Here is a 24,449-nt window from a genome sequence, read left to right as displayed (position 1 = left end):
GGGATCAGCCTGCGGTCTTGGCTTGGGCCGCCGCCGCCTCGCGGGCGGGGCGGGCGAATTCGGGTTTGACGGGCTGGCCGGGGATGGCGCGCTGCAGGCCGTTGACGACGACGCGTTCGCCCCCCTTGAGGCCCGAGCGGATCACCCTGAGGCCCTGGTAGGTCGTGCCCAGCTCGACCGGCCGGTACTCGACCAGGTTCTTGGCGTTCACCACCAGCACGTACTTGCGCGACTGGTCGGTGTTGATCGCCGCCTCGGGCAGCAGCACCGACGGGCCGCTGGCGGCCGCCAGCAGGCGCACGCGGCCGTACTGGCCGGGCGTGAACTCGCCCTTGTTCTGGAAGACCGCCCGGCCGCGGATGGTGCCGGTGGACGGGTCGATGCGGTTGTCGACGAAGTCCAGCTTGCCGTGGTGGGCGAAGTCGCTCTCGCCTTCGAGCTTCAGCGCCACCTCGCGCGGGGCGCCGGGCGTCAGGGCCGGGCCGCCGGCGCCGGACAGCAGGGCCTCCGGCGCGGAGAACTCGAAGTGGATCGGGTCCAGCGACACGATGGTGGTCAGCACCGTCTGGCCGGCCTGCACCAGATTGCCGCCGTCGACCCTGCGGTCGGAAATCCGGCCCGAGATCGGCGCGTAGACCCGGGTGTAGCCGAGGTCGAGGTCGTTGGCCCTGAGCGCCGCCTGGGCCGCCGCCTTGGCCGACTTGGACTGGGCCACCGCCTCGCGGCGGGCGTCGAACTCCTCGGCCGAGATGGCGTCGGCTTCGCGCAGCGCCTGGGCGCGATCGAACTCGCTCTGAGCGCGGGCCAGCCTGGCCTCCGCCTGGCCGACGTCGGCCTTGGCCCGGTCGACCTGGGCCTGCAGGGGCAGGGGGTCGATGGTGAACAGCAGCTGGCCCTTCTGGACGTACTGGCCGTCGGTGAAGTGGATCTGCTGCAGGTAGCCGCTGACGCGCGGGCGCACGTCCACGCTCTGGGCGGCGACGAAGCGGCCGGTGTGCTCGCTCCATTCCTCCACCGGCTGGACCAGCGGCTGGGCCACGGTGACCGGCGGCGGCGGCGCGGCGTCGTCGTCCTGCGCCTTGGCCCCGCAACCGGCCAGGGCCAGCACCGCCAGGCTGACGCCTGCGGCGGCGAGCCAGCTCGTGGTCTCCCCCGCCTCTCTGAGTCTCGACATGCCGTATCCCCACGACTTGGATTATGACGATCGTCATACGATATGACGTGCGTCATGCGTTATGACGGTCGTCATGTGGATCGCGAGAACGATGGTTCAAGAAGCTCGGCCGGAAAATTGTGCGGAGGCGCGCAGAAATCGATCCGGACCTTCCAGGCCGAGGAAGGTTTTCCCCGAATCCCCTAACGCCTATATGGATTTTCAGTCAGCGGACGATGGGTCGGTCGTGAGCAACCTGAAGACGCGCAAGGAAGAAACCCGCCAGCGGATCGTCGAGACCGCCAGCCGCCTGTTCCAGCAGAAGGGCGTGGACGGGGTCGGCGTGGACGAGATCATGCGCGAGAGCGGCCTGACCCACGGTGGCTTCTACGCCCACTTCGCCAACAAGGAGGCGCTGGTCGCCGAGGCCTGCACCTGCGCCCTGCAGCAGGCCTCGGCCAAGTGGTCGGGCCTGGGCCAGCTGCTGTCCGACGACGCCCGCTTCGAGCAGTTCATGAACGAGTACCTGGCCGGCGACCCGCGCACCGGCGCGCCGGCCTGTCCCGCCGCCATGCTGGGCCCCGACGTCGCCCGGCGCGGCGAGGCGGTGCAGGCGGCCTACACCGCCGGCGTCAAGCGCATGATCGAGGTGATCGCCAAGGAGGCCGGGGCCGAGCGCGAGGAGGCCATCGCCATGTTCGCGGCGATGATCGGTGCGACCAACCTGGCCGCCTCGGTCGGCGACGACAAGGCGCTGGCCGCCGAGATCCTGCAGGCCACCCGTCGCCAGCTCTTGCAGTGCGGGGTCGCGGAGGGCTGAGCCCGGCCGGCCTACGACCCGGTCTTGTTCGGGGTCAGGACCAGCGGCAGCACCAGCATCCGCCCTTCGGCCGGCCAGTCGGCGGGCGGCTTGCCCTTTTGCTGCGAGGCGATCTGCACGGCCGCCTGTTCGGCGTCGGCGTTCTTCGGCTCGGAGCTGAGCGCCTTGCAGTCCTTCAGGGCGCCGTCGGGCATGCCGCGGCACTGGACCTTCACGGCCACCTGGCCGGCGGCCAGCGGCTTTGCGGACGGCGCGGCCGGGGTGGTGGGGGCGGCGGCGGGCTTGGCCGCCGGCGCGGCCGCGGCCGGCAGGGCGGCGGCGATCAGGGCCAGGGCGGCGAGGGGAGAGACGAGAAGCAGGCGCATGCGGTCCTCTCGGGGAAACCCTGGCCAACCTTTGGGCGGCCCCTAGGTTCCCCGCTCCGCTCGCCAAGCGCGTTCCACGCCAGCCCCAGGCCGTATGTCCCGGCGAAAGTCGGGCCCCACGGCCCTCCGCGGCGCTCGGCGGGCTTCACCTGGACCCCGGCTTTCGCCGGGGCAGACGGAGCGAGGTTGGCACGCGTCCCGTGGGACAGGGCCCTTACGGCGCGGCCTTCGCCGCCGGCTTCAACCAGCGGTCCAGCCAGGTGGTCATCTCCCACAGGGTGTGCAGGTTCGACTCCCGCGCGCGGTAGCCGTGCGCCTCGTTGGGCAGCACCACGTAGCGCACCGCCGACGCCCTTCAGCGCGGCGTAGAACCGCTCGCTCTGGATCGGGAAGGTGCCGGAATTGTCGTCGGCCTCGCCGTGGATCAGCAGGATCGGCTCGTTGACCTTGTCGGCGTAGGTGAACGGGCTCATGCGCGTGTAGGTGTCCTCCGCCTCCCAGTAGGTGCGCTGCTCGGCCTGGAAGCCGAACGGCGTCAGGGTGCGGTTGTAGGCCCCCGAGCGGGCGATGCCGGTCTTGAACAGGTCGGTGTGCACCAGCAGGTTGGCGGTCATGAACGCGCCGTAGCTGTGGCCGCCCACGGCGATGCGGTCGCGGTCGGCGACGCCCATCTCCACCACCTTGTCGACCGCCGCCTGGGCGCTGGCCACCAGCTGCTCGACATAGGTGTCGTTCGGCTCGGCCCCGTTCGCGCCCACGATGGGCATGGTCGGGTTGTCCAGCACCGCATAGCCCTGGGTCAGCAGGAACAGGTGGCTGGCCCCGGTCGGGCGGGTGAAGCGGTTGGAGCGGTCCACCGTCTGGCCGGCCACCTTCGCGTCGGTGAACTCGGCCGGATAGGCCCACATCAGCAGCGGCAGTCGCCCGTCGCGCTTGGGATCATAGCCGGCCGGCAGGTACAGCGTGCCGTTCAGCGGCACCCCGTCGGCGCGGGTGTAGGTGATCTGCTGCTTGCTGACCCCGGCGAACTGCGGGGCCGGGTCGACGAAGCTGGTCAGGGCGCGCGACTTGCCGCCCAGGTCGCGCAGGAAGAAGTTCGGCGCGTCGGACTTGCTCTCGCGGCGGGTGATCAGCTTGCGGCCGGCCTCGTCGGCGATGGCCACGACCGGCTCGTAGGCTTCGGCCTTCGCCTGCCACAACCGCTGGGTCTTGCCGTCGGCCAGGGTCATGCGGTCCAGGAACGGCCGCGCGCCGGCGGCCTCCGCGCCTTCGCCGGCCAGGAACACGCTCTTGCCGTCGGGGGTGAAGTGGATCACCTGCCGGCCCTTGCCGTCGGCCTTGGTCTCGACGTCGCCCGGGTCGCCGTACTGGTCCTGGTAGTTGCGCTGGATCAGCACGCGGCCCGATCCCGGCTGGGCCGGGTTCACCAGCACGCGCTTCTCGTTACGGGTGTTGAACCAGCGGCTGTAGACCAGGGCCGCGTCGGCCCGGCCCCAGTCGATGCCGGCGTAGCGCTGGTCTAGGTCGACCAGGGTGCGGGGCGCCGCCGTGAAGGGCGCGTCCTGCATCAGCACGCGATCGCGCACCTCGGCCTTGTTGCGCGGATCGCCGCCGTCTTGGGCCTCGACCCAGACGAGGGTCGCGGGCGCGTCGGCGCGCCATTCCGCGTTGCGGGGACCCAGCACCACGGCGTCGAACGGCGGCGGCACGTTGTCGGCCAGCGGGCGGTCGACCAGGGTCTTCACCGTCTGGCCGCCGAAGTCGATCACCGAGATTTCGGTCGGGAACAGGGTGGCGGGCACCAGGTAGCTGAACGGCGGCTTCACCCGGGTGGCCAGGATCAGCCGGCCGTCCGGCGAGACGCTGGCGCCGGTGTAGAGGCCGGGCGCGCCGATCGCCTGGGCCGCGCCGGTGCGCAGGTCGACGCGGGTCAGCTGCGAGGTGAAGTAGTGCGCGAACAGAGCTTCGTCGTGCGGCGAGGACAGCAGGTCCTGATAGGTGCGCACCGGGGCCGACTTGCCGCCCTGGGTCTCCTGCACCTTCGGACCTTCCGGCGTGGTTGGGGCGACCGGCGCTGCGCCGCGGCCGGCCGGCACGGCGCGCACCAGGAAGCCCGAGCCGTCCGGCAGCCAGCTGTAGGACGCGCCGAACGCGCCGTTCAGGCCCGGCGCGCCGACCCGCCGCGCCGTGGCGGTCTTCACGTCCGCCGCCCACAGCTCCAGCCCGTCGGCGGTCTCGGCTACGAAGGCCAGGGTCTTGCCGTCCGGCGACCAGCGGGTGTCGGTGAAGCGCAGGCCGGCGGGCAGGGCGACCGCCTTGGCCGGGCCGCCGGCGACCGCCTGGAAGCTCAGCGCGTTGCGCCAGGCCACGCGCGCCTCGATCGGGCCGCCGGTGCGCGGATTGATGCGGTAGCCGCCCAGCCGCAGGATCGGCTCCGACACCGCCGCGATGGACGGCAGGTTCTCGCCGCCCAGGATGGCCAGGGTCGAGCTGTCGCTGCTCAGGCTGACCTGCGGGGTCGGCGCGGCGTCCAGGATCTGGGCGATCGGCGCGGGCGGGACGTGGTAGGTCTCGGCCAGGGCCAGCGGCGCGGCCGTGCAGGCGGCCAGCAGGGCGGCGACGGCCACGGCCGTCCGGTTCGCGCGCAGGAACATGTATCCCCCGATGTGCTGTGCGGCCGCGCTTCCCCGCGCGGTCCGATTTGTTCGAACCCGAACAATGTCCCGCGCCGGCCGCGAAGGGAAGGCCGAAAGCCCGGCCCGGGATTGGCGCCGGGCCGCCCGCTGGCTATCACCGCCTCAATTCAAAGTTCGAGGCCCCCGATGTCCGACACCCCGCCCGACCGCCTGTCCGTCGACCCCAAGAGCCCCTTCCACGACGAGGCCGTGCTGGCCCGCGGCGTGGGCGTGCGCTTCAAGGGCGAAGAGAAGACCAACGTCGAGGAGTACTGCGTCAGCGAAGGCTGGGTGCGCCTGGCCGTCGGCAAGAAGGTCGACCGCAACGGCAACGCCCTCACCGTCAAGCTGCAGGGCCCGGTCGAGCCGTACTTCGAAGACATCGAGCAGGCCTGATCCTCCTTCTCCCCCTGAGGGAGAAGGACGGAGCCCGCGCCCCGGACCCGGCGGAAGCCGGGGCCGCGCGGGAGGATGAGGGGTCGCTCCGCGGGCGGCCCTTTTTCTTTGCGAGAAACGCGTCCGTGGTCGCGAGACCCCTGAACCTCCCGCGCACGCCTGCGCTCCGCTCCGGTGTGCGCGTCCCCCCTTCTCCCTCAAGGGGAGACGGGGCAGGCGCTCCCTAAAGCCCAGCTTTCCTTCAGCTTTCCAAGCGCCGCCGTCGGAACGGCCGCCGCCCTGACGGGTTCGGACCCCGTCCTGGGAGCAAAGGGAGCTCACGTCATGGCGGTGTTGGATCGGGCCGACCTCGGGCGCGGGAACGGGCATGCGCCCGGCCACGCCTTCGAGCGGATGGGGCGCTTCCTGCGCTCGCCGCAGATCGCCTTGCCGAGGCCCGGCAAGCCGCCGGCGACGGTGGTGATCGACCGGGTGCGCGCGCGGCCCGCCGTGACGCCGACCCTGGCCGGGAGCCTGGGGGTGATGGGCGTGGGCCTGGGCCTGGTCGAGCTGTTCGCCGCCCGCCACCTGGCCCGCTGGCTGGGCATGTCGGAGCGCTCCACCGGCCTGATCCGCGCCTTCGGCGTGCGCGAGATCGCCACCAGCTTCGCGCTGATGGCCGACCCGACGCGCACCCGCTGGCTGTGGGCGCGCACGGCCGGCGACGTGCTGGACTACGCCGCGCTGAGGGCGGCCGACCGGGCGGACAACCCGCACGCCCACCGGGTGCGCGGCGTGATCGGCTTCATCCTGTTCGCCGGCGTGCTGGACGCGGTGGTGGCCGGACGGATGTCCACGGTGAAGCGCACCTGCGGCGGGGAGGCCCGGCGATGAAAGCGATCTGCTGGCAAGGCAAGAAGGACATGCGCTGCGAGGAGGTGCCCGAGCCGCGTATCGAGCACGGCCGCGACGCCATCATCCAGGTCACCACCTGCGCCATCTGCGGTTCGGACCTGCACCTCTACGACGGGTTCGTGCCCGCCATGATGAAGGGCGACGTGATCGGCCACGAGTTCATGGGCGAGGTCGTGGAGGTCGGGCGGGACAACAAGAAGCTGAAGGTCGGCGACCGGGTGGTCGTGCCCTTCACCATCTGCTGCGGCGAGTGCGCCCAGTGCCGGCGGGGCAACTTCTCGCTGTGCATGACCACCAACCGCAACAAGCCGCTGGGCGACGCCGCCTTCGGCCACACCACGGCGGGCCTGTTCGGCTATTCGCAGCTGACCGGCGGCTACGCCGGCGGCCAGGCCGAGTTCGTGCGCGTGCCCTACGCCGACGTCGCGCCGGTCAAGGTGCCGGACCACCTGACCGACGAGCAGGTCCTGTTCCTTGGCGACATCTTCCCGACCGGCTGGCAGGCGGCGGTGCAGTGCGACCTGCAGCCGGACGACACGGTGGCGATCTGGGGCTGCGGTCCGGTCGGCCAGTTCGCCATCCGCAGCGCCAGGATGCTGGGCGCCAAGCGTGTCATCGCCATCGACCAGGTGCCCGAGCGCCTGGCCATGGCCCGCGCCGGCGGGGCCGAGACCATCGACTTCAGCCAGGAGAACACGCTGGAGCGCCTGAACGAGATGACTGGCGGCCTCGGCCCCGAGAAGGTCATCGAGTGCGTCGGCCTTGAGGCTGTCGGCCACGGCATCACCGGCGTCTTCGACAAGGTCATGACCGGCATCAAGATGGAGACCGACCGCGGCGTCGCGCTGCGCGAATGCATCATGGCCTGCCAGCCGGGCGGGGTGGTCTCGGTGCCGGGCGTCTACGGCGGCCTGCTGGCGGCCTTCCCGTTCGGTGCGGCCATGAACAAGGGCCTGACCTTCCGCATGGGGCAGACCCACGTGAACCGCTGGACCGACGAGCTGCTGCGCCGGGTCGAGGCGGGCGAGATCGACCCGTCCTTCGTCATCACCCACACCGCTCCGCTGGGCGAGGCGCCGGAGATGTACAAGACCTTCCGCGACAAGCAGGACGGCTGCATCAAGGTGGTGCTGAAGCCTGGCCAGAAGACTCCGCGCGGCCGCGGCGGGCCGGCGACGGTGCACTGAGGCGGGCTGCCGCCCCGGTCCCGCCGCATTGCGCGCGCATGGCGGACGCTCAGCTGAGCCGTTCGCCGAGCCCCGCACATGAAGTATCTGGTCCTCACCGTCCGCCGTCCGGCCTTCCGCGACGACGTCCGCGACGCCCACTACGCCTTCCTGGACCGGCTGCGCGCGGCCGGTGCTCTGGTGGCGGCCGGACCGTTCACCGACCGGTCGGGCGGCGCCTACGTGCTGACCGCCGACAGCCTGGACGCCGCCCGCGAGCTGGCCCTCCAGGATCCGCTGCACCTCGAGCGCTGCTCGACCGTGACCGTCCACGAGTGGGACGCGCGCTAGGCCTTGCCCACGACCGGCCGCCGTCTAGCTTAGGGGCATGCGCAAGCTCGCCCTCCCGATCGCCTTGTCCGTCGTCGCCCTGTCCGTCGTGGCCATGTCCGCCGTCGCCCTGCCGGCCGCCGCCGCGCCGGCCGACACCTTCTTCGCCGAGCTGTCCGCCCTGTGCGGCAAGAGCTTCGAGGGGGAGGTGATCTCGACCGATCCCGCCGACGCCGACTTCCGCGGCAAGCGCCTGGTCATGACCGTGCGGGACTGCTCGGCCGACGAGGTCCGCGTACCCTTCGCGGTCGGCGAGGACCGTTCGCGCACCTGGATCGTCACGCGCACGGCGCAGGGGCTGCGCCTCAAGCACGACCATCGCCACGCCGACGGCACGCCCGACGCGCTGACGATGTACGGCGGCGACACGATCGCGCCGGGGACGGCCGGGCGCCAGGAATTCCCGGTCGACGCCCAGTCCAGGGCCCTGTTCGAGCGCGAGGGGCGCACCGCTTCCCTGACCAACGTCTGGGCGATGGAGATCGAGCCGGGCCGCGCCTTCGTCTACGAGCTGCGCCGTCCCAACCGCCTGTTCCGGGTGAAGTTCGACCTGAGCCGGCCCGTGACGCCCTAGGCCGTTTCGACCACGTGCTGGCCGCGCACCATGCGCACGAAGGGCACGGGGCGGTCGGGCGCTTCCAGCCGGGCCGAGACCTCGCCCAGCACGAAGCGGGTGATGGCGGGCAGGTCCTGGCGGCCGGCCTCGTCGAGGGTCAGCCAGGCCACTTCGTCCAGCTCGCGGTCGCCGCCGGCCGGGTCCAGGCCGGCTAGCCGCTCGGCGTCGGCCAGGAAGAAGCGCGCGTCGAACCGGCGCGCGCGTCCCGGCGGGGTGATGGCCCGGGCGACATAGCTCAGGGCGCCGAGGTCCGGCGCGACGCCCCGCTCGGTGAAGGCCCGCCACGGGCCGATCGCAGGACGAGCGGCGACGGGACGGGCCAACAGCAGGCCGGCTTCCTCCCAGGTCTCGCGCACCGCCGCGCAGGCCAGCGACCGGGCCCGCGAGGCGGTGGCCCCGCGCTGCAAAGCGACGGCGGTCTCGGGCGTCAGCTCGCTGGAGGCCGGCGCCGTACGGTCGACCGGATCGACGCGCCCGCCGGGAAACACCCACTTCGAGGCCATGAACACGTGCCCCTGCGCGCGGCGGCCCATCAGCACGCGCGGCACAGGCCCGTCGCGGCGGACCAGGATCAGGGTGGCGGCGTCCTTGGGGCGAAGCCGGTCGCCCGTGGGCGGGGCGTCCTTCAGGTCGGCGGCGGAGTCGAACGGGGTCACCCGCGAGGGATAGCACGGGTGAAGGCGCGAAGGGCGCGCAAGTGCGGGCAGGGACGGAAAGAGCCGCTCAGACCTGGCGCGCCAGAATGGGTCAGAACCGGTCAATCCGAGGCAGCGATCTGCTCATCAGTCACCGCCTTTGCCTGACATTGCCCGAGACACGGCCTCAGTTTTCCTCGATGTGGCGTTCGCTGTCGCTCTCCAGGGCGACTTCGGCGAAGTCGAGCTCCTCCTGCAGGATCAGGAAGGCGTCGGGCCCGATCGTCTGCGCGTTGCGCAGGCTTTCGAGCGCCTCGCGCTGTCGGTGCATGGCGCGGCGGCCCAGCGCGCGCCATTCGTCCAGCGGCGCGCAGGGGGCGCCCGGCTGGGCGGTCTCGCGCCGCGTCACGAAGATGTAGCGCCACGCGTCGGCGGCGGGGCCGCCGGTTCCGGCGCATTCGTTCAGCGCGGCGGTGGCCATGGCCGCGCGCGCCCGCGCAAGCTCGTCGGGCAGGTCGGTCACGCCGTCCAGCTTCAGCAGCTTCACCAGCGGCCCGAGCGTCAGGCCCTGAAGCACCAGGGTGGCGATCACGGTGGCGAAGGCGGTCAGCACGATCAGGTCGCGCTGGGGGAAGTCGGCCGGCAGCGCGAAGGCGGTGGCCAGCGTCACCAGCCCGCGCATGCCGCACCAGCCGACAAGCACGCCCTGCGCCAGGCTGGCCGGGCGCAGCTCGCCGCGCAGGATCTGAAAGCGGACGGCCAGCCGGTTGTAGACCAGCACCCAGGCCATCCGCACGACGATCAGACAGGCGACCACGGCGGCTGCGAACCCGCCGGCCTGCGCCAGCCGGTCCGCGGGCATGGACGCGACGATGGTGCGCGCCTGCAGGCCCATCAGCACGAAGGCCAGGACGTTGAGCAGGAACACCGCCGAGTCCCAGACCGCGAAGCTGTGGATGCGCGAGCGCGGCGGCGTGTCCAGGGCGGCCGAGCGGGCGATCGTCATGGCGAAGGCGACCAGGCAGAGGATGGCCGACAGGCCCAGCCGATCGGCGATCACCCAGGCGCCCAGCGTTCCGGTGAACTCGCTCAGATTGCCGCCCAGCGTCCCGGTCACATGGGGCGTGAGCCAGCGGAAGAACCAGGCCAGAAGAACGCCCAGCAGGACGCCGCCGGGCACGGCCAGGGCGATGTGGAGGCCTAGCCCTGTGTCGATCGCGCCGCGCTGGTGCACGGCGAGGGCGGCGCTGAACAGCAGCAGCGCCGAGGCGTCGTTCAGCAGGCTCTCGCCCTTCAGCACGGTCACCGTGCGGCGCGGCATGCTCACCCGGCTGAGGATGGCGGTGGCGGCCGCGGCGTCGGGCGGGGCCACGATCGCGCCCAGCGCCAGGGCGGCGTAGAGCGGCAGGCCGGCCCAGGCGACGCCCATCGCCGCCACCGCCGCCGCGCTCAGCAGCACCGCCACCAGGGCCAGCGCGGTCAGCGGCCGCCAGTAGAGCCGCAGCGCGCCGATGGGAAAGTCGAAGGCGGCGTCGACCAGCACCGGCGCGATGAACAGGGCCAGCACGGTGTGCGGATCCAGCTGGATCTGCGGCGCGCCGGGGACCAGGGCCAGGGCGACGCCGGCGGCGGCCAGCATGGCCGGGTAGGGGATGGCCACCCGCCGCGAGACCTGCAGCAGCACGATGGCCACCGCCAGCAGAGCCAGCATGCTCTCGAAGAAGCTCATCCTCGACCCCTCGAGCTCCCCCGGCGGGATTAGCGCCGCGGGCGAGGGGCGAGGCAAGCGGGGCGGCGATCCTTCTCCCTCAGGGGGAGAAGGAGCTTACCGCCGCTTCCCGCGCGAAATGTTTTTCGGCTTGCCGGGCTTGCCGCTCTTCCCGGTCGCACGTTCTGGCTTGCCGCCGGCGCGGCGGCGCACGCCCAGGCGCGGGCGGGCCGCGGTCGGGTCGGCCGGGGCCGGATCGCTCAGCATTTCGAACACCAGGCCGCCGGTGATGGGCGTGGCCTCGACCAGGCGCACGACCACGTCGGCGCCCAGCTTCCAGCGCTTGCCGGAGCGCTCGCCGACCAGGGCGTGGGCGCGGTCGTCGTGGTGGAAGTACTCGGCCCCCAGGCTCGACACCGGCACCAGGCCGTCGGCGCCGGTCTCGCGCAGGCGCACGAACAGGCCGAAGCGGGTGACGCCGGTGACCTTGCCCTCGAACTCGGCCCCGACCCGCTCCTCCAGGAAGGCGGCGACGTAGCGGTCGGTGGCGTCGCGCTCGGCCGCCATCGAGCGGCGCTCGGTGGTGGTGATGTGCTCGGCCGTGTCCTTCAGCGTCGCGACTTCCTGGTCGGTCAGGCCGTCGTCGCCCAGGCCCAGCGCCCGGATCAGGCCGCGGTGCACGGTCAGGTCGGCGTAGCGGCGGATCGGCGAGGTGAAGTGGGCGTAGCGGTCCAGGTTCAGGCCGAAGTGGCCGACATTGTCGGTCGAATAGTGCGCCTGCATCTGGGTGCGCAGCACCACCTCGTTGACGATGTCGGCGTGCGGTCCGTCGCGGGTTTCGTCCAGCAGCCGATTGAAGCGCTTGGTGGTGGCCGGCTCGCCCTTCGACCAGGCCATGCTGATGGTCGACAGGAAGTCGCCGAGGTTGAACAGCTTCTCCTGGCTGGGCGGCTCGTGCACCCGCACGATCAGCGGCTGGCGCTTCTTCTCCAGCGTCTCGGCGGCCGAGACGTTGGCCTGGATCATCATCTCCTCGATCAGCCGGTGGGCTTCGAGGCTCTCGCGCCGGGTGATGCCGGTGACGTGGCCTTCCGGGCTGATCTCGACCTTCCGTTCGGTGGTCGCGATGGCCAGCGGGCTGCGGGCCTCGCGGCCCTTCAGCATGGTCTTGTAGGCGTCCCACAGCGGCAGCAGGATCGGCACCAGCAGCGGGCCGGTCTGGTCGTCGGTGTCCCCGTCGATCGCCGCCTGGGCCTGCTCGTAGGACAGCTTGGCGGCCGAGCGCATCAGGCCGCGGATGAAGCGGTGGCTCTGCTTCCTGCCGTTCTTGTCGAACACCATGCGCACGGCCAGGCAGGCGCGGTTCTCGCCTTCGCGCAGGCTGCACAGGTTCGACGACAGGGCGTGCGGCAGCATGGGCTCGACCCGGTCGGGGAAATAGGTCGAGTTGCCCTTGTCGCGCGCCTCGCGGTCGAGCGCCGAGCCCACGCGCACGTAAGCGGCGACGTCGGCGATGGCCACCCAGACGATCCAGCCGCCCTTGTTGTTCTCGTCCAGGTCCGGCTCGGCGTAGACCGCGTCGTCGTGGTCGCGCGCGTCGGCGGGGTCGATGGTGATCAGCGGGACGTGGCGCAGGTCCTCGCGCCCCTCCAGCGTCGGGTGCTTCGCGGCCTGCGCCTCGGCCTCGGCCTGGTCGGAGGCGCCGACCGGCACGCCGTGGGCGTGCACGGCGATCAGCGAGAAGGCGCGCGGCTCGTCCTCGCGGCCGACCACCTCCAGCACCCGGCCCATCTTGGGGCCATAGCGGCGGTGCTGCGTGCCGACGGCGGCCAGCACCAGGTCGCCGTCGTAGATGTCGCGCGCCTCGCCCTCGTCGAGCAGCAGGAATTCCTTGGAGCGCCGGTCGACCGGCTCGACGCGGGTCTCGCGGCGCGACTTGCGCACCACGCCCAGGATCTTGTGGGCGCTCTGGCCCAGCTTCTTGATGAGACGGGCCTCAAAGTCCTCGCCGACCCGCTCGAAGCGCACCAGCACCCGGTCGCCCACGCCCGGCGCGCCGGCGCCCTTGCGTTCGGCCGGATCGGGGGCCAGGCGAGCCGGCTTAAGGTCCTCGCCGGCCTTGGCCAGGCGCACCCAAAGCTCGCCGTCGGTGTCGCGCTCGACCACGTCGGCCACGCCGACCGGCGGATAGGCCCCGGCCTCGGCGAAGCCCTTGCGCCCACGCTTGCCCAGCCGGCCTTCGGTTTCGAGTTCGCGCAGCATTTCGCGCAGCGCGCGGCGGTCGGAGCCTTTCAGGCCGAACTCGCGCGCGACATCGGCCTTGTCGGACTCGCCGTGCTCACGCAGGTACCGAAGCAGGGTTTCCTTGTCCGGCAAGCCGGCGGGGCGTTTGGGTGTCTTGGCCACGAATCCTCTCAGCGCCCATACATAGCGCTGTTTGGGAACGCGCCAACGTGCCGGCGGGAGGCAGACGCTCTGTCAGCCGCCCGGATTGGCCGCGTCGTAGGCGCGGACGATCTCGTCGGTGATGTCGGGCGCGGGCGGGGAGGGCTGTTCGTCCACGATGGTCAGGCCGTCGCGCCGCTGGATCGTGGCGGCGACCCGGTCGTACCTAGCGAGGATGGCCTCGATCTCCTTGCTTTCCCGGGCGGCGGCTTCGGCGCGGCTCCGCTCCCACTTCTCGCTCAGGGCGACGACCTTTCGCTTCAGGTCGGCCGACTTCTGCTCGCGCGTGGCCGCGTCCATCGTCGGGGACGCCTTGTCGAGCGCTTCCTTCTCAGCGCGAAGCGCCGTCTGCTCGGCGTCGATCTCCTTTTGCCGGGCGTCCAGCCACGTCCTCAGGCGCGCCTGGGCCGCCTTGCCGTCGCGCACCTCGAGCAGCACGCGCTCCAGGTCCACATAGGCGACCTTGGCCTGCTGGGCGGCGGCCAGGGAGGGCGTGGCCAGGGCGGCGACCAGCGCCAGGGCGGAGAGCTTGCGGCGGATCGACATGGGAGGGCTCCTTAGTGCGCCTGGGCGCGCGCGCTGCAGACCTTGGCGTCGCCGAACCGGCCCTGGGCGCGGGCGAAGGCGGCGCTGAGCGGGGCGGATCGGGTCTCGAGCGGCGGCAGGAAGGCGGTGGCCTGGCCCAGCGGCCGCCGGCCGGCGTCCAGGAAGCGCACGCGCAACCGCTTGGCCGACCAAGCGCCCGCCACGATCTGCGCCTGGCCCTTGGCGCTGGCGCGGAACTCCAGGCCGGCGGCGCCGTGGATGCGCCCGGCCAACGGACCGCTGAACAGCGGCTTTCCGTCGGCGGTGATCTCCAGCCACTTCGGCTCCGGGGCGCCCTTGGGCGGATCGAACCGGGCGCGGAAGCGATCGGGCGTGGCGGCGAAGCGGTCCGGGCCGGTCACCGGGAGGCTGAAGCCGACGCCGAGCGGACCGCCCGGCGTGTCCCAGACGACCGCGCTGTGCTCCAGCTCCAGGCGCCGATGGGCGTCGTATTCCAGCACCGCCCGGCTGGCGCCGTCGCCCGCCGCGCAGCTCCACCCGGCCAACATGTCCTGCGCCGCCGCCGGCGTTCCCGCCATCGCGCAAACCAGGCCGAGCCCGCCGATCATCCGTCCACGCATGCGCCGTTCCCCCCGGTCGCGGTCTACTGCGGCCAAGATAGCGCCGTTCGCATCAAGCGCGACAGTGCGAAGGTTCTAGCGCGCGACTCCTTCTCCCCCTGAGGGAGAAGGAGGGCCCCGGCCACCGGAGCCCGGAGGGCGGAGGTAAGGACGGGAGGATGAGGGGTCGCGCCGCCTTTTCAGCTGCCAACCGTAGCTCGACCCCTCATCCTCCCGCGCAACCCTCCGCTAGCGCTCCGGGGCGCGGGCTCCGTCCTTCTCCCGCAAGGGGAGAAGGGGAGGGTTTGATAGACAAGTTTGCAATTTAAACGAGTTCATGCATTCTCGTCCCACGACGCCGCCGCGAGGGGAGAGCCGGCCATGCACGAGAGTGAGCGTTTCCATGCCCTGGACGCGGTCCGCGGCTTCGCGCTGCTGGCCGGGGTGACGCTGCACGCGTCGGTCGGCTTCCTGCCGTCGGAGGCGCCGTTGTGGCCGGCCATGGACGACAGCCGCAGCGTCGAGCTCGCGGTGATGTTCTACGTTCTGCACGTCTTCCGCATGACGGTCTTCTTCCTGATCGCCGGCTTCTTCGCGCGCATGAGCCTGGAGCGGCGGGGCTTGGCCTCCTTCGCCTGGGACCGGCTGAAGCGGATCGGCCTGACCTTCGTGATCTTCTGGCCGGTGGTGTTCGCCAGCCTGATTGCGGTGATCGTCTGGAATGCGGCGATCGCCAACGGCGGGACCATCCCTGACGGTCCCCCGCCGCCGCCCATGACGGTCGAGACCTTCCCGCTGACCCACCTGTGGTTCCTGTACCTCTTGCTGTGGTTCTACCCGGCCATGCTGGTCCTGCGGGGCTTAGGTAAGCTGGTGGACGGGCAGGGGCGGTTGGCCGGGCTCATGGACCGGCTGACGGGCCTGGCGGTCGGCGGCTGGACCCCGATCCTGCCGGCCCTGGCCGTGGCGCTGGCCATGTGCCTGGATCCGGAGTGGCGCATGTGGTTCGGGATCCGCACCCCCGACTTCGGCCTGATACCCAATCCGGCGGCGCTGAGCGCCTTCGGCCTGGCCTTCGCGATCGGCTGGATGGTCCACCGCCGGCAGGAGCTGCTTGAGGCCTGGGCGCGGCGCTGGGCCTTCCTGATCCTGCTGGGCGCGGGCTTCACCGCCGCCGGCCTGGCCATGGTCGGGCTGGAGCCCAGCCTGGACGCGGCCCCGACCGACGGGACCCAGATCGCCTATGCGGTCTGCTACGGCCTGGCCGTCTGGGGCTGGACGCTCGGCCTGATCGGGGCGGCGGTGCGCTTCCTCTCGGGCCACAGCCCGGCGCGCCGCTACGTCGCCGACGCCGCCTACTGGATCTACCTCGTCCACATTCCGGTGGTGATGGCGGCCGCGGTGCTGGTCGCCCGCCTGCACCTGCCGTGGACGGCGAAGTTCCCGATGGTGGTGGGCGGCTCCCTGCTGGTCCTGTTCGCCAGCTACCAGCTGTTCGTGCGCCACAGCTTCATCGGCCGGTTCCTGAGCGGCCGGAAGAAGCCCAAGAAGGTCGCGCCCGCCGCCGTCCCCGAACTGGAGCCGGCGTGACGCCTCCAGAGACTTTCAACCCGAACCACCCCATGCTTCCCGCCGATTCCGGAGACCCGCCGATGAGCGCCGCCGACACCGCCCTGGACGACCTGGCCTTCCTCAAGGGCCTGGTGGAGGCCGGCGACCGCAATCAGGCCCGCATGGGCGAGGCCTTCGTGGGGGGCGGGCTGATCTACGGCGTGCAGGGCCTGGTCTGGTGGGCCTCGGACGTATTCGGCTGGCCGCTCGGTCCGCTGGGCAATCTGGCGCTTGCGACCCTGCCGACGATCCTGTTCTGCGGCGTGGCGGTCTGGGTCGCCCGACGCGACCGCCAGCCCCGGCCGGCCGGCGCCGTGTCCCGCGCGGTCCGCGCCGCCTTCATCGCCACCGGCGTGACCAACCTGGCGCTGCTCTGCCTGTTCGCTCCGGCCGCCATTTCGCGCCAAAGCATGGTGATCTGGGAGCTGTACCCGGCCGTGGTGTTCGCCCTGCAGGGCGGCGCCTGGGCGACCGCCTACATGCTGCGCCGGCGGCTCTGGCTGGGCGTGGTGGCGCTGGGCTGGTTCGTCACCGCCGTGGCGCTGGGCCTGACGCTGGCCACCTCGACCTACCTGCTGATCGTGGGCCTGGGCCTGCTGGCCTGGATGGCGGTCCCGGGCTTCGTTATGCTCCGCCTCGCCCGCAAGGGGGCCTGAGCCAGCCGATGGGCGCGCTGGACGTCGAGCGCATCGACGAGGTGATCCACGGCCGCCTGCGGCTGGGGATCATGGTCTACCTGGCCGACGCCGAGGTGGCCGACTTCGTCGAGCTGAAGGAGGCGCTCGGCGCCACCCAGGGCAACCTGTCCGTCCACCTGCGCAAGCTGGAGGACGCCGGCTATGTCGGCATCGAGAAGAGCTTCCTGGGCCGCAAGCCGCTGACCCGCATCCGCATCACCGAGGCCGGCCGCAAGGCGTTCGCGGCTTACCTGGAGGCGCTGGAGGCGGTGGTGGGCAAGCGCTCCTAGATCTCTTCGCAGACGTCGGGATCGTCGAAGCCGCCACCAGCCCAGGCGACGCCCGGACGGATCAGGGCGTCGCGTGCGGTCACGGCGGGCAGGGCGAGGGTATGGTCGTAGATCGCCTCGCCGCTCCTGGCGAGCAGCCGGACCCGCACCTTCGTCGCCCGCACGGCGCCGGCCAGGGCGGCGGCGTCGGCCGGGACGCTCGCATGGAAGCTCTTGCCGCGATGGCTCGCCACCTCCGCCTCGGCCGGCCCCTTGTAGAGCAGACGGCCGTCCGCGGAGATTTCGAGGGTCTCGTCGCCGTTCCAGAAATCGGTCGCTGAGATGGAAACGTCGAAGCTGTCCGGGCGCCACGACCAGCGACCGCCGGCGTCGACAGGCAGATTGAACATCAGGGCCGGGCCGGGCTCCGGGGTGTGGGACGAGATCGACCACCAGATCTGCCCCCCCATGAGGCTCTTGCCCGCGTCGAAGTCGAGCTCGACGTCGGCGACGCCGTTCGACGTCGAGGCCTGCGGCGCGTCGAGCACCTGGACGTACGAGCAGACCCACGCGGCCTTCGCCGGCGCGGCGAAGCCCAGCACGGCCACGAACGCGGCGGCGGCGGTCTTTATCGACATGTGTAGTCCCCCCGGGAGTCGGGGGAGCATACCTCGTCCGAACGCCTTGGGAGAAGATCAGGCCTTGGCGGCCGCCTTCTTCTTGGCCGCCGGCTTCTTCGCCGCCGCTTTCTTCGGGGCCGCGTCGCCCTCGGTCTTGGCTGCGGCGGCCTTCTTCGCCGGAGCCTTCTTCGCGGCCTTGGTCGGGCTCTTGCCGGCCTTCTCCGCGATCAGGGCCACGGCCTGTTCCATGGTCAGTTCGGCCGGGTCCGTCCCCTTGGGGATGGTCGCGTTGACCTTGCCGCACTTCACGTAGGGGCCGAAGCGGCCGGGCATGACCTTGATCGCCTCGCCCGACACCGGGTGGGCGCCCAGGTCCTTCAGCGCCGCGGTGGAGGCCCCGCCGCGGGCCCCGCGGCCGCCGCCGGCCCGCTTGGTGGCGAGCAGGTCCACCGCGCGGTTCACGCCGATCTCGAACACGTCCTCGATCGACTCGACGTTGGCGTAGGTGCCGGCGTGCTGGACGAACGGGCCGTAGCGGCCCAGGCCCGCCAGGATCGGCTGGCCGTCCTCCGGGTGCACGCCCACCTCGCGCGGCAGGGTGAGCAGACGAACCGCCCGCTCCAGGTCCATGCCGGCCGGGCTCCAGCCCTTGGGCAGGGACGAGCGCTTGGGCTTGTCGCCTTCGCCCAGCTGCACGTAGGGGCCGAAGCGGCCGATCTTCAGGCTGACCTTCTCGCCGGTCCCCGGATCGACGCCCAGTTCGCGGTCGCCGCTGGCTTCAGCGCCCTCGGCGTCCGGTGCGCCGATGGCGCGGGTGAAGCGGCATTCCGGATAGTTCGAGCAGCCGATGAAGGCCCCGAACTTGCTGGTCTTCAGCGACAGGCGCCCCGTGCCGCAGGTCGGGCAGGCGCGCGGATCCGTGCCGTCGCCCTTGTCCGGGAAGATGTGCGGGGCCAGCGCGTCGTTCAGAGCATCCAGCACGTTGGTGACGCGCAGCTCGCTCATGCCCTCCACGGCGGCATGGAAGTCCTGCCAGAAGTCGCGCAGCAGGACCTTCCAGTCCAGTTCGCCGGCCGACACCTGGTCCAGCCGCTGCTCCAGCGCGGCGGTGAAGTCGTACTCGACGTAGCGCTCGAAGAAGCGCTCCAGGAAGGCGGTGACCAGCCGGCCCTTGTCCTCCGGATGGAAGCGGTTCTTCTCCATGCGCACGTATTCGCGGTCGCGCAGCACCGACAGGATCGAGGCGTAGGTGGACGGACGCCCGATACCGAGCTCCTCCATCTTCTTGACCAGCGAGGCTTCCGAGTAGCGCGGCGGCGGCTCGGTGAAGTGCTGGTCGGCGCGCACCTCGGCCACCTTGGCCTTGGCGCCCTCGTGGACCTGGGGCAGGCGGCCGCCTTCCTCGTCGTCGGCGCCGGTGTCGTCGCGGCCTTCCTCGTAGACGGCCAGGTAGCCGTCGAAGGTGATCACCTCGCCGGTGGCGCGCAGGCCGGTCTGGCCGTCGGCGGTCTCCAGCTCGATGACCGTGCGCTCGACCTTGGCCTGCTCCATCTGGCTGGCGATCATGCGCTTCCAGATCAGCTCGTAGAGCCGGCCCAGGTCGCCTTCCAGGCGCACGCTGTCGGGGTGGCGGGCGAGGCTGGTCGGGCGGATGGCCTCGTGCGCCTCCTGGGCGTTCTTGGCCTTCACCTTGTAGTGGCGCGGCTGCTCGGGGACGTAGGCGGTCCCGTAGCGCTGCTGGATGACCGAGCGGGTCTCGGTCAGGGCCTCGGGCGTGACCGACACGCCGTCGGTTCGCATGTAGGTGATCAGGCCGCCCTGGTCGTCGACGCCTTCGTACAGCTTCTGCGCGGCCTGCATGGTGCGGGTGGCAGAGAAGCCGAGCTTGCGGGCGGCTTCCTGCTGCAGGGTCGAGGTGGTGAAGGGCGGCGGCGGCGAGCGGCGGCCGGGCTTCTTCTCGACCGAGGTCACGGTGAAGTCGCCGGCCTCGACGGCCTGGCGGGCGGCGGTGGCGGTGGCTTCGTTCGGCAGGTCGAACTTGCCGAGCTTCTTGCCCTGGTGCTTGGCCAGGCGGGCGGTGAACGGGCCGGAGCCGGCCGAGACGTCGGCGTCGACGGTCCAGTATTCCTGGGTCTTGAACGCTTCGATCTCGATCTCGCGGTCGACGACCAGGCGAAGGGCCACCGACTGCACGCGGCCGGCCGAGCGCGAGCCCGGCAGCTTGCGCCACAGCACCGGCGACAGGGTGAAGCCGACCAGGTAGTCCAGCGCGCGGCGCGCCAGGTAGGCCTGCACCAGCTCCATGTCGATCTGGCGCGGCGCGGCCATGGCCGCCTGCACGGCGTTCTTGGTGATGGCGTTGAAGGTGACGCGCTGGACGTCCTTGTCCTTCAGCATCTTCTTGCGGTTCAGCACCTCCAGCACGTGCCAGGAGATGGCCTCGCCCTCGCGATCCGGGTCGGTGGCCAGGATCAGGCGGTCGGCGCCCTTCAGGGCGTCGGCGATCTCGGAGAGGCGCTTGGCCGCCTTGCCCTCGACCTCCCACTCCATGGCGAAGTCCTCGGCCGGCTTCACCGAGCCGTCCTTCGAGGGCAGGTCGCGCACGTGCCCGTACGAGGCCAGCACCTTGTAGCCGGAGCCCAGGTACTTGTTGATGGTCTTGGCCTTGGCCGGGCTCTCGACGACGACGACGTTCATGCGGGGCGGAGTCTGTAATGAGAAGGCGGGAGGTTTCGGGGCCGGAAAGTGGGGGCGGCCCCCGCCCGATGTCAACGCGCTCCGATCAGGCGAGCGGCGCTCCCCCGTAGGGGGAGGAAAAATTCGCTGGCGAGGGGAGGGGGAAATTCGATCTCCTTCCCCCCGTGGAGGGGGAAGGAGTTACCGTCCCACCGCCGCCAGGCCGGCTGCGTTGTATCTCGCGCCGGTGACGGCCGTCTCCGGCACCGCGGCGTCGATCGCCGCCAGCTCTTCGGCCGTCAGCGCCAGGTCCGCCGCCGCCACGTTCTCCTCCAGGCGCGACAGCTTCGTGGTGCCGGGGATCGGCACGACGTCTTCGCCCTGGTGCAGCAGCCAGGCCAGGGCCAGCTGGGCAGGCGTGCAGCCCTTGGCGGCGGCCAGATGCTTCAGGGTGTCGACCAGCGGCAGGTTGGCCTCCAGCGCGCCCGGCTCGAAGCGCGGGAGGGTGCGGCGGAAGTCGTCCGCGGCGAGCGCGCCGGCATCGGTCACCGCCCCGGCCAGGAAGCCGCGGCCGAGCGGGCTGTAGGGCACGAAGCCGATCCCGAGCTCGCGGCAGGTCGGCAGCACCTCCGCCTCGGGATCACGGACCCACAGCGACCACTCGCTCTGGACGGCCGCCACAGGGTGGACCGCGTGCGCCCGGCGGATGGTCCGCGCCCCCGCCTCGGACAGGCCGAAGTGCCGGACCTTGCCGGCGGCGACCAGCTCGCCGACCGCGCCGGCGACGTCCTCGATCGGCACGTCGGGGTCGACCCGGTGCTGGTAGAACAGGTCGATGACCTCCGCGCCCAGGCGCTTCAGCGAGGCGTCGCAGACCTCCCGGATGTGCTCGGGCCGGCTGTCGACCCCGACGGGCGACTTGCGGCCGGGCTCGAGCCGGAAGCCGAACTTGGTGGCGATCACCACGCGGTCGCGCACCGGCTTCAGCCCGCGCCCGACGACCTCCTCGTTGACGTAGGGCCCGTAGACCTCGGCGGTGTCGAAGAAGGTGACGCCGCGCTCGACCGCGCCGCGCAGCAGGGCGATCGCGTCCGGCTCGGCCATGGGCGTCCCGTACGCCGCGCTGATCCCCATGCAGCCGAGGCCGATGGCGGAAACCTCCAGGCCGTCGCCGAGTGTGCGGGTCTTCATGGGTACATTCCTTCATTCTTTCCCCTCTCCCGGTCGGGAGAGGGCGGGGCCCGCGCCGCTTTAGCGGCGTGGGAGGGTGAGGGAAACGGGAGGGAGCAGGACCAGGCGTCAGGAACGGCGGCCGTTCGTAACCCCTCATCCTCCCGCGCAGGCCTTCGCTGGCGCTCCGGCGCGCGGGCTCCGGCCTTCTCCCGCTGGGAGAAGGGATGCTAGCTCCGGCAGACCATCCCGCCGGGCAGAAGTTCCGCCTCGCCGGCGAGGGCCAGTTCGACCAGGGCGGCGAACACCACGGCGGCGGGCGCGCCCACGCCGCGGGCCAGCTCGTCGCGGGGAATGGCGGTGGGCGACAGGAGGGCCAGCACGCGGTCGCGCACCGCGTCGACCTCGTCGTCGGGGACGGCGCCGTCCCAGCGGCCGTCCGGCTCGCGCAGGGTGCGCGGGGCGGCGAGCGCGCGCAGCACGTCCTCGGCCCCTTCGCACAGGGCCGCGCCCTGGCGGATGAGGTCGTTCGTGCCCTTGGCGCGCGGCTCCAGCGGCGAGCCGGGGACGGCCAGCACCTCGCGGCCCTGTTCGGCGGCCAGGCGGGCGGTGATCAGCGATCCCGAGCGCAGCTCCGCCTCGACCACCACGACGGCGCGCGAGAGCCCTGAGATGATGCGGTTGCGGCGGGGGAAGTCGTGGGCCTTGGCGCGAACGCCCGGCGCCTGTTCGGAGACGATGCAGCCGCCCTCGCGGATGCGGCCCCACAGGTTGTCGTGCTCGGGCGGATAGACGTCGTCTATGCCGCCGGCCAGCACGGCCACGGTGCCGGTCGGCAGCGCCCCTTCGTGCGCCGCGCCGTCGATGCCGCGGGCCATGCCGGAAGTGACGGTCAGGCCGGCCTGGCCGAGCTCGGCCGCCAGGCCGCGGGCGAAGCGCAAGCCGGCTGACGAAGCGATACGCGCGCCGACGACGGCGCAGGCGTTTTTGGAAAGCAGGCCGGGGTCGCCCAGCGTCCACAGCACCGGCGGCGGGGGATCCAGCGCCGCCAGCTGCGGCGGGAAGCCGTCGTCGCCCAGCACCAGCAGGCGCGCGCCGAGCGCCTCGCCGGCCTCGAGCTCGGCGTTGATCGTGTGTTCAGGCGGAATGGAAAAGCCGTCGGCGCCGCCGCGACGGGCCAGGTGGGGCAGGGCCTCCAGCGCCGCCCCGGCCGAGCCGAAGCGCTTGACCAGCTGGTCGAAGGCGACGGGGCCGACGCGCTCGGTGCGCGCCAGCCTCAGTCGGTCGAAGCGCTCCCCCCGGTCCAGGCGTCAGTCCTTCTTCTTGCCCGCGCCGATCTTCGGCTCCTCGCCCTTGAGCAGGCGTCCGATGTTGGCGCGGTGGCGGATGAAGATCAGCACGGCCATGAACAGGGCCAGCCACAGGTAGGCGTAGGGCTCGTCGGTGATCAGGATGTAGATCGGGGCCAGGGCCGCCGCCGTCAGGGCCGCCAGCGACGAGATGCGGAACAGGAAGGCCATGGCGATCCAGGTCGCGGCCGCGAGCAGGCCCGCCCACGGCATCAGCGGCGCGAACAGCATGACCCCGAAGAAGGTGGCCACGCCCTTGCCGCCCTTGAACTTCAGCCAGACCGGGAACAGGTGGCCCAGGAAGGCCGCGCCGCCGGCGACCGCCGTCACCGCCGGATCGTGGGCCAGCAGCTTGGCCAGGAGCACGGCCAGGATGCCCTTGCCGACGTCGCCGATCAGGGTCAGGGCGGCAAGGTCCTTGCGGCCGGTGCGCAGCACGTTGGTCGCGCCGATGTTGCCGGAGCCCACCTTGGTGATGTCGCCGGCGCCGCCCAGGCGCGTGGCGATCACCCCGAAGGGAATGGAGCCCAGCAGATAGCCGCCCACGGCGGCGGCCAGCATCGGAAGGTAGTTGGTCACGCGCGCACACCTCTGGCGTCCCCGGCGGGGACCGCCGTTTTGTAACGCGCTTCGCGGCGATTCCTAGCGGGGTTCCCGCAGCGCTCTCAGAGGCGTGACAGCGTTCACCAAGCTTCGCCATATCCACGTTCTGCGAGCCGGTTTATGATCGGGGCCATGAGCGAGTCCCTCGATCCGGCTCCGGCGACGGCCACGTTTCGCGACGGCGTGCGCGGCGCGCTGGTCTTCGTGGTCGCCGCGCCGTTCACCGCGGCGGTGGTCGCCGCGACGGCGGCCGGGACGCTCAGCCTCACGCGTGGGCCGCTGGAGGCCGAGGGGCTGGTGATCCTGCTCGCCCCGGTGCTGGTGTTCGCCGGCGCCCTGATCCCCGCCGCCGTCGCCGGCTTCGTCACCGGCGCGGGCGCGACCCGGGTGGGCGGCGGCAAGCGCATCTACCTGCTGGCCGGCGCGGCCGGGGCGCTGGCCACCCTGATCGTGCACGCCGGCCGTTTCCTGCCCGACGTCGGAGCCCTGGGCCTGGTCGGCGCCCTGGCCGTGCCCCCCTGCCTGGTCGCGGCCTGGTTCGGGGCCCAGATCGGTGTGATCGGACGGGACGAAGACCGATGAGCGAGGCCGCGCCGCAAACCGTCGCCGGGAGCTCTCCACTGAGATCCGCCCTGCGCTACGCCGTGCTGTTCGCCGCGCTCGGCCCGCTGGTCGCGGGGACGGTGGCGGCCGCGGTGGTGGCCCTGCTGCTCACCCGCCTGGACGGCGGCGGCCCCACCCTCGAGGACGCGTCCGACGCCCTGCGCGCGCTGGTCGCCGACGTGTTCATCTGGGCGCCCGAGGCCTATGCGGCCGGGACCGCGCCGGCGGCCCTGGCCGGCCTGGCGGTCGGCGCGTTCGGGGCCAATCGCAAGAGCCCGGTCGTGTATCTGGTCGCGGCCCTCGCCGGCGCGCTGGCGGCCGTGCCCGCGGGCCTGGGCGACTACGCCGGCCAGATCGTGTTACTGGCCGTCGACGGCGCGATCGCGGCGGTGATCTGCACCGCCATTGCGCGCCGGTTCAGCTTCCGGAGCCGTGTGTGACAGACGCCGCCGTGGCCGGTTCG

The 24,449-nt window shown here is 71.9% G+C and carries 24 protein-coding genes; 11 read left to right on the top strand and 13 right to left on the bottom strand.

Annotation, left to right across the window (positions count from 1 at the left end):
• Positions 1-4: 4 nt before the first annotated feature.
• A complete protein-coding gene (locus H8B08_RS10010; RefSeq protein ID WP_187450054.1) occupies positions 5-1,174 on the bottom strand; it encodes an efflux RND transporter periplasmic adaptor subunit in 1,170 nt (389 codons plus the stop codon).
• A gap of 226 nt (positions 1,175-1,400) precedes the next feature.
• Between H8B08_RS10010 and H8B08_RS10005 the strand changes: the two genes are divergently transcribed.
• Positions 1,401-1,973, top strand: coding sequence for a TetR/AcrR family transcriptional regulator (locus H8B08_RS10005; RefSeq protein WP_222934403.1), 573 nt, complete (start codon positions 1,401-1,403; stop codon positions 1,971-1,973).
• An 11-nt stretch (positions 1,974-1,984) separates the two neighbouring features.
• On the opposite strand, the gene H8B08_RS10000 is transcribed toward H8B08_RS10005, so the two are convergent.
• Together H8B08_RS10000 and H8B08_RS09995 are read right to left on the bottom strand one after the other, a co-directional pair.
• A complete protein-coding gene (locus H8B08_RS10000; protein WP_187450052.1) occupies positions 1,985-2,338 on the bottom strand; it encodes a hypothetical protein in 354 nt (117 codons plus the stop codon).
• Positions 2,296-4,992, bottom strand: coding sequence for a prolyl oligopeptidase family serine peptidase (locus tag H8B08_RS09995; protein WP_370545454.1), 2,697 nt, complete (start codon positions 4,990-4,992; stop codon positions 2,296-2,298). Before H8B08_RS09995 ends, H8B08_RS10000 begins: the two co-directional genes overlap by 43 nt.
• Before the next feature lie 168 nt (positions 4,993-5,160).
• Between H8B08_RS09995 and H8B08_RS09990 the strand changes: the two genes are divergently transcribed.
• The 5 genes from H8B08_RS09990 (at position 5,161) to H8B08_RS09970 (ending at position 8,433) form a co-directional block, all read left to right on the top strand.
• Positions 5,161-5,409 (top strand): DUF3297 family protein, encoded by a 249-nt coding sequence (locus H8B08_RS09990; protein ID WP_187450051.1) that lies wholly within the window; start codon positions 5,161-5,163, stop codon positions 5,407-5,409.
• A gap of 324 nt (positions 5,410-5,733) precedes the next feature.
• Positions 5,734-6,282, top strand: a complete 549-nt coding sequence (locus tag H8B08_RS09985; protein ID WP_187450050.1) for a hypothetical protein — start codon at positions 5,734-5,736, stop codon at positions 6,280-6,282.
• The gene (locus tag H8B08_RS09980) at positions 6,279-7,490 is read left to right on the top strand and encodes a zinc-dependent alcohol dehydrogenase (RefSeq protein WP_187450049.1); all 1,212 of its coding nucleotides are present in this window, start codon (positions 6,279-6,281) and stop codon (positions 7,488-7,490) included. Before H8B08_RS09985 ends, H8B08_RS09980 begins: the two co-directional genes overlap by 4 nt.
• Positions 7,491-7,568: 78 nt before the next feature.
• Positions 7,569-7,820: a YciI family protein gene (locus tag H8B08_RS09975; RefSeq protein WP_187450048.1), complete on the top strand. Its 252-nt coding sequence runs from the start codon at positions 7,569-7,571 to the stop codon at positions 7,818-7,820.
• Positions 7,821-7,857: 37 nt separating this feature from the next.
• Positions 7,858-8,433: a hypothetical protein gene (locus H8B08_RS09970; RefSeq protein ID WP_255500765.1), complete on the top strand. Its 576-nt coding sequence runs from the start codon at positions 7,858-7,860 to the stop codon at positions 8,431-8,433.
• On the opposite strand, the gene H8B08_RS09965 is transcribed toward H8B08_RS09970, so the two are convergent.
• The 5 genes from H8B08_RS09965 to H8B08_RS09945 form a co-directional block, all read right to left on the bottom strand.
• Entirely contained in the window at positions 8,430-9,131 is a 702-nt protein-coding gene (locus tag H8B08_RS09965) for an NUDIX hydrolase (protein WP_187450047.1), read from the bottom strand. The genes H8B08_RS09970 and H8B08_RS09965 overlap by 4 nt on opposite strands.
• 166 nt (positions 9,132-9,297) lie before the next feature.
• Complete coding sequence (locus H8B08_RS09960) at positions 9,298-10,839, bottom strand: sodium:proton antiporter (protein WP_187450046.1); 1,542 nt, start codon at positions 10,837-10,839, stop codon at positions 9,298-9,300.
• A gap of 96 nt (positions 10,840-10,935) precedes the next feature.
• Positions 10,936-13,224: a ribonuclease R gene (rnr, locus tag H8B08_RS09955; RefSeq protein ID WP_187450045.1), complete on the bottom strand. Its 2,289-nt coding sequence runs from the start codon at positions 13,222-13,224 to the stop codon at positions 10,936-10,938.
• A 72-nt stretch (positions 13,225-13,296) separates the two neighbouring features.
• Positions 13,297-13,809, bottom strand: coding sequence for an OmpH family outer membrane protein (locus H8B08_RS09950; RefSeq protein ID WP_187450044.1), 513 nt, complete (start codon positions 13,807-13,809; stop codon positions 13,297-13,299).
• An 11-nt stretch (positions 13,810-13,820) separates the two neighbouring features.
• Positions 13,821-14,429: a hypothetical protein gene (locus tag H8B08_RS09945; protein WP_187450043.1), complete on the bottom strand. Its 609-nt coding sequence runs from the start codon at positions 14,427-14,429 to the stop codon at positions 13,821-13,823.
• Positions 14,430-14,789: 360 nt separating this feature from the next.
• On the opposite strand from H8B08_RS09945, the gene H8B08_RS09940 reads away from it, so the two are divergent.
• The 3 genes from H8B08_RS09940 to H8B08_RS09930 all read left to right on the top strand — a co-directional run bounded on the left by H8B08_RS09940 (position 14,790) and on the right by H8B08_RS09930 (position 16,986).
• Positions 14,790-15,998 carry an acyltransferase family protein gene (locus H8B08_RS09940; protein WP_187450042.1) on the top strand — a complete coding sequence of 403 codons (1,209 nt, stop codon included), beginning with the start codon at positions 14,790-14,792 and terminating at the stop codon, positions 15,996-15,998.
• A gap of 62 nt (positions 15,999-16,060) precedes the next feature.
• On the top strand, positions 16,061-16,675 hold the full coding sequence (locus tag H8B08_RS09935) for a hypothetical protein (protein ID WP_187450041.1): 615 nt from the start codon (positions 16,061-16,063) through the stop codon (positions 16,673-16,675).
• Positions 16,676-16,683: 8 nt separating this feature from the next.
• Positions 16,684-16,986 carry a transcriptional regulator gene (locus H8B08_RS09930; protein ID WP_187450040.1) on the top strand — a complete coding sequence of 101 codons (303 nt, stop codon included), beginning with the start codon at positions 16,684-16,686 and terminating at the stop codon, positions 16,984-16,986.
• On the opposite strand, the gene H8B08_RS09925 is transcribed toward H8B08_RS09930, so the two are convergent.
• The 5 genes from H8B08_RS09925 to plsY all read right to left on the bottom strand — a co-directional run bounded on the left by H8B08_RS09925 (position 16,983) and on the right by plsY (position 23,341).
• Positions 16,983-17,603, bottom strand: coding sequence for a hypothetical protein (locus H8B08_RS09925; protein ID WP_187450039.1), 621 nt, complete (start codon positions 17,601-17,603; stop codon positions 16,983-16,985). The genes H8B08_RS09930 and H8B08_RS09925 overlap by 4 nt on opposite strands.
• 57 nt (positions 17,604-17,660) lie before the next feature.
• Positions 17,661-20,282 (bottom strand): type I DNA topoisomerase, encoded by a 2,622-nt coding sequence (gene topA / locus H8B08_RS09920; protein WP_187450038.1) that lies wholly within the window; start codon positions 20,280-20,282, stop codon positions 17,661-17,663.
• 180 nt (positions 20,283-20,462) lie between these two features.
• Positions 20,463-21,452, bottom strand: coding sequence for an aldo/keto reductase (locus H8B08_RS09915; protein ID WP_187450037.1), 990 nt, complete (start codon positions 21,450-21,452; stop codon positions 20,463-20,465).
• A gap of 209 nt (positions 21,453-21,661) precedes the next feature.
• On the bottom strand, positions 21,662-22,738 hold the full coding sequence (dprA, locus tag H8B08_RS09910) for a DNA-processing protein DprA (RefSeq protein WP_187450183.1): 1,077 nt from the start codon (positions 22,736-22,738) through the stop codon (positions 21,662-21,664).
• A gap of 3 nt (positions 22,739-22,741) precedes the next feature.
• On the bottom strand, positions 22,742-23,341 hold the full coding sequence (gene plsY / locus H8B08_RS09905) for a glycerol-3-phosphate 1-O-acyltransferase PlsY (protein ID WP_187450182.1): 600 nt from the start codon (positions 23,339-23,341) through the stop codon (positions 22,742-22,744).
• 174 nt (positions 23,342-23,515) lie between these two features.
• Here plsY and H8B08_RS09900 point away from each other — a divergent pair, with 174 nt between their 5' ends.
• Complete coding sequence (locus H8B08_RS09900) at positions 23,516-23,965, top strand: hypothetical protein (RefSeq protein ID WP_187450036.1); 450 nt, start codon at positions 23,516-23,518, stop codon at positions 23,963-23,965.
• The gene (locus tag H8B08_RS09895; RefSeq protein ID WP_187450035.1) at positions 23,962-24,426 is read left to right on the top strand and encodes a hypothetical protein; all 465 of its coding nucleotides are present in this window, start codon (positions 23,962-23,964) and stop codon (positions 24,424-24,426) included. Before H8B08_RS09900 ends, H8B08_RS09895 begins: the two co-directional genes overlap by 4 nt.
• Positions 24,427-24,449: the final 23 nt, after the last annotated feature.

It is taken from the genome of Caulobacter sp. 17J80-11 (assembly GCF_014349105.1).
GTDB lineage: Bacteria > Pseudomonadota > Alphaproteobacteria > Caulobacterales > Caulobacteraceae > 17J80-11.
This window is presented reverse-complemented; position numbering and strand designations above follow the sequence as displayed.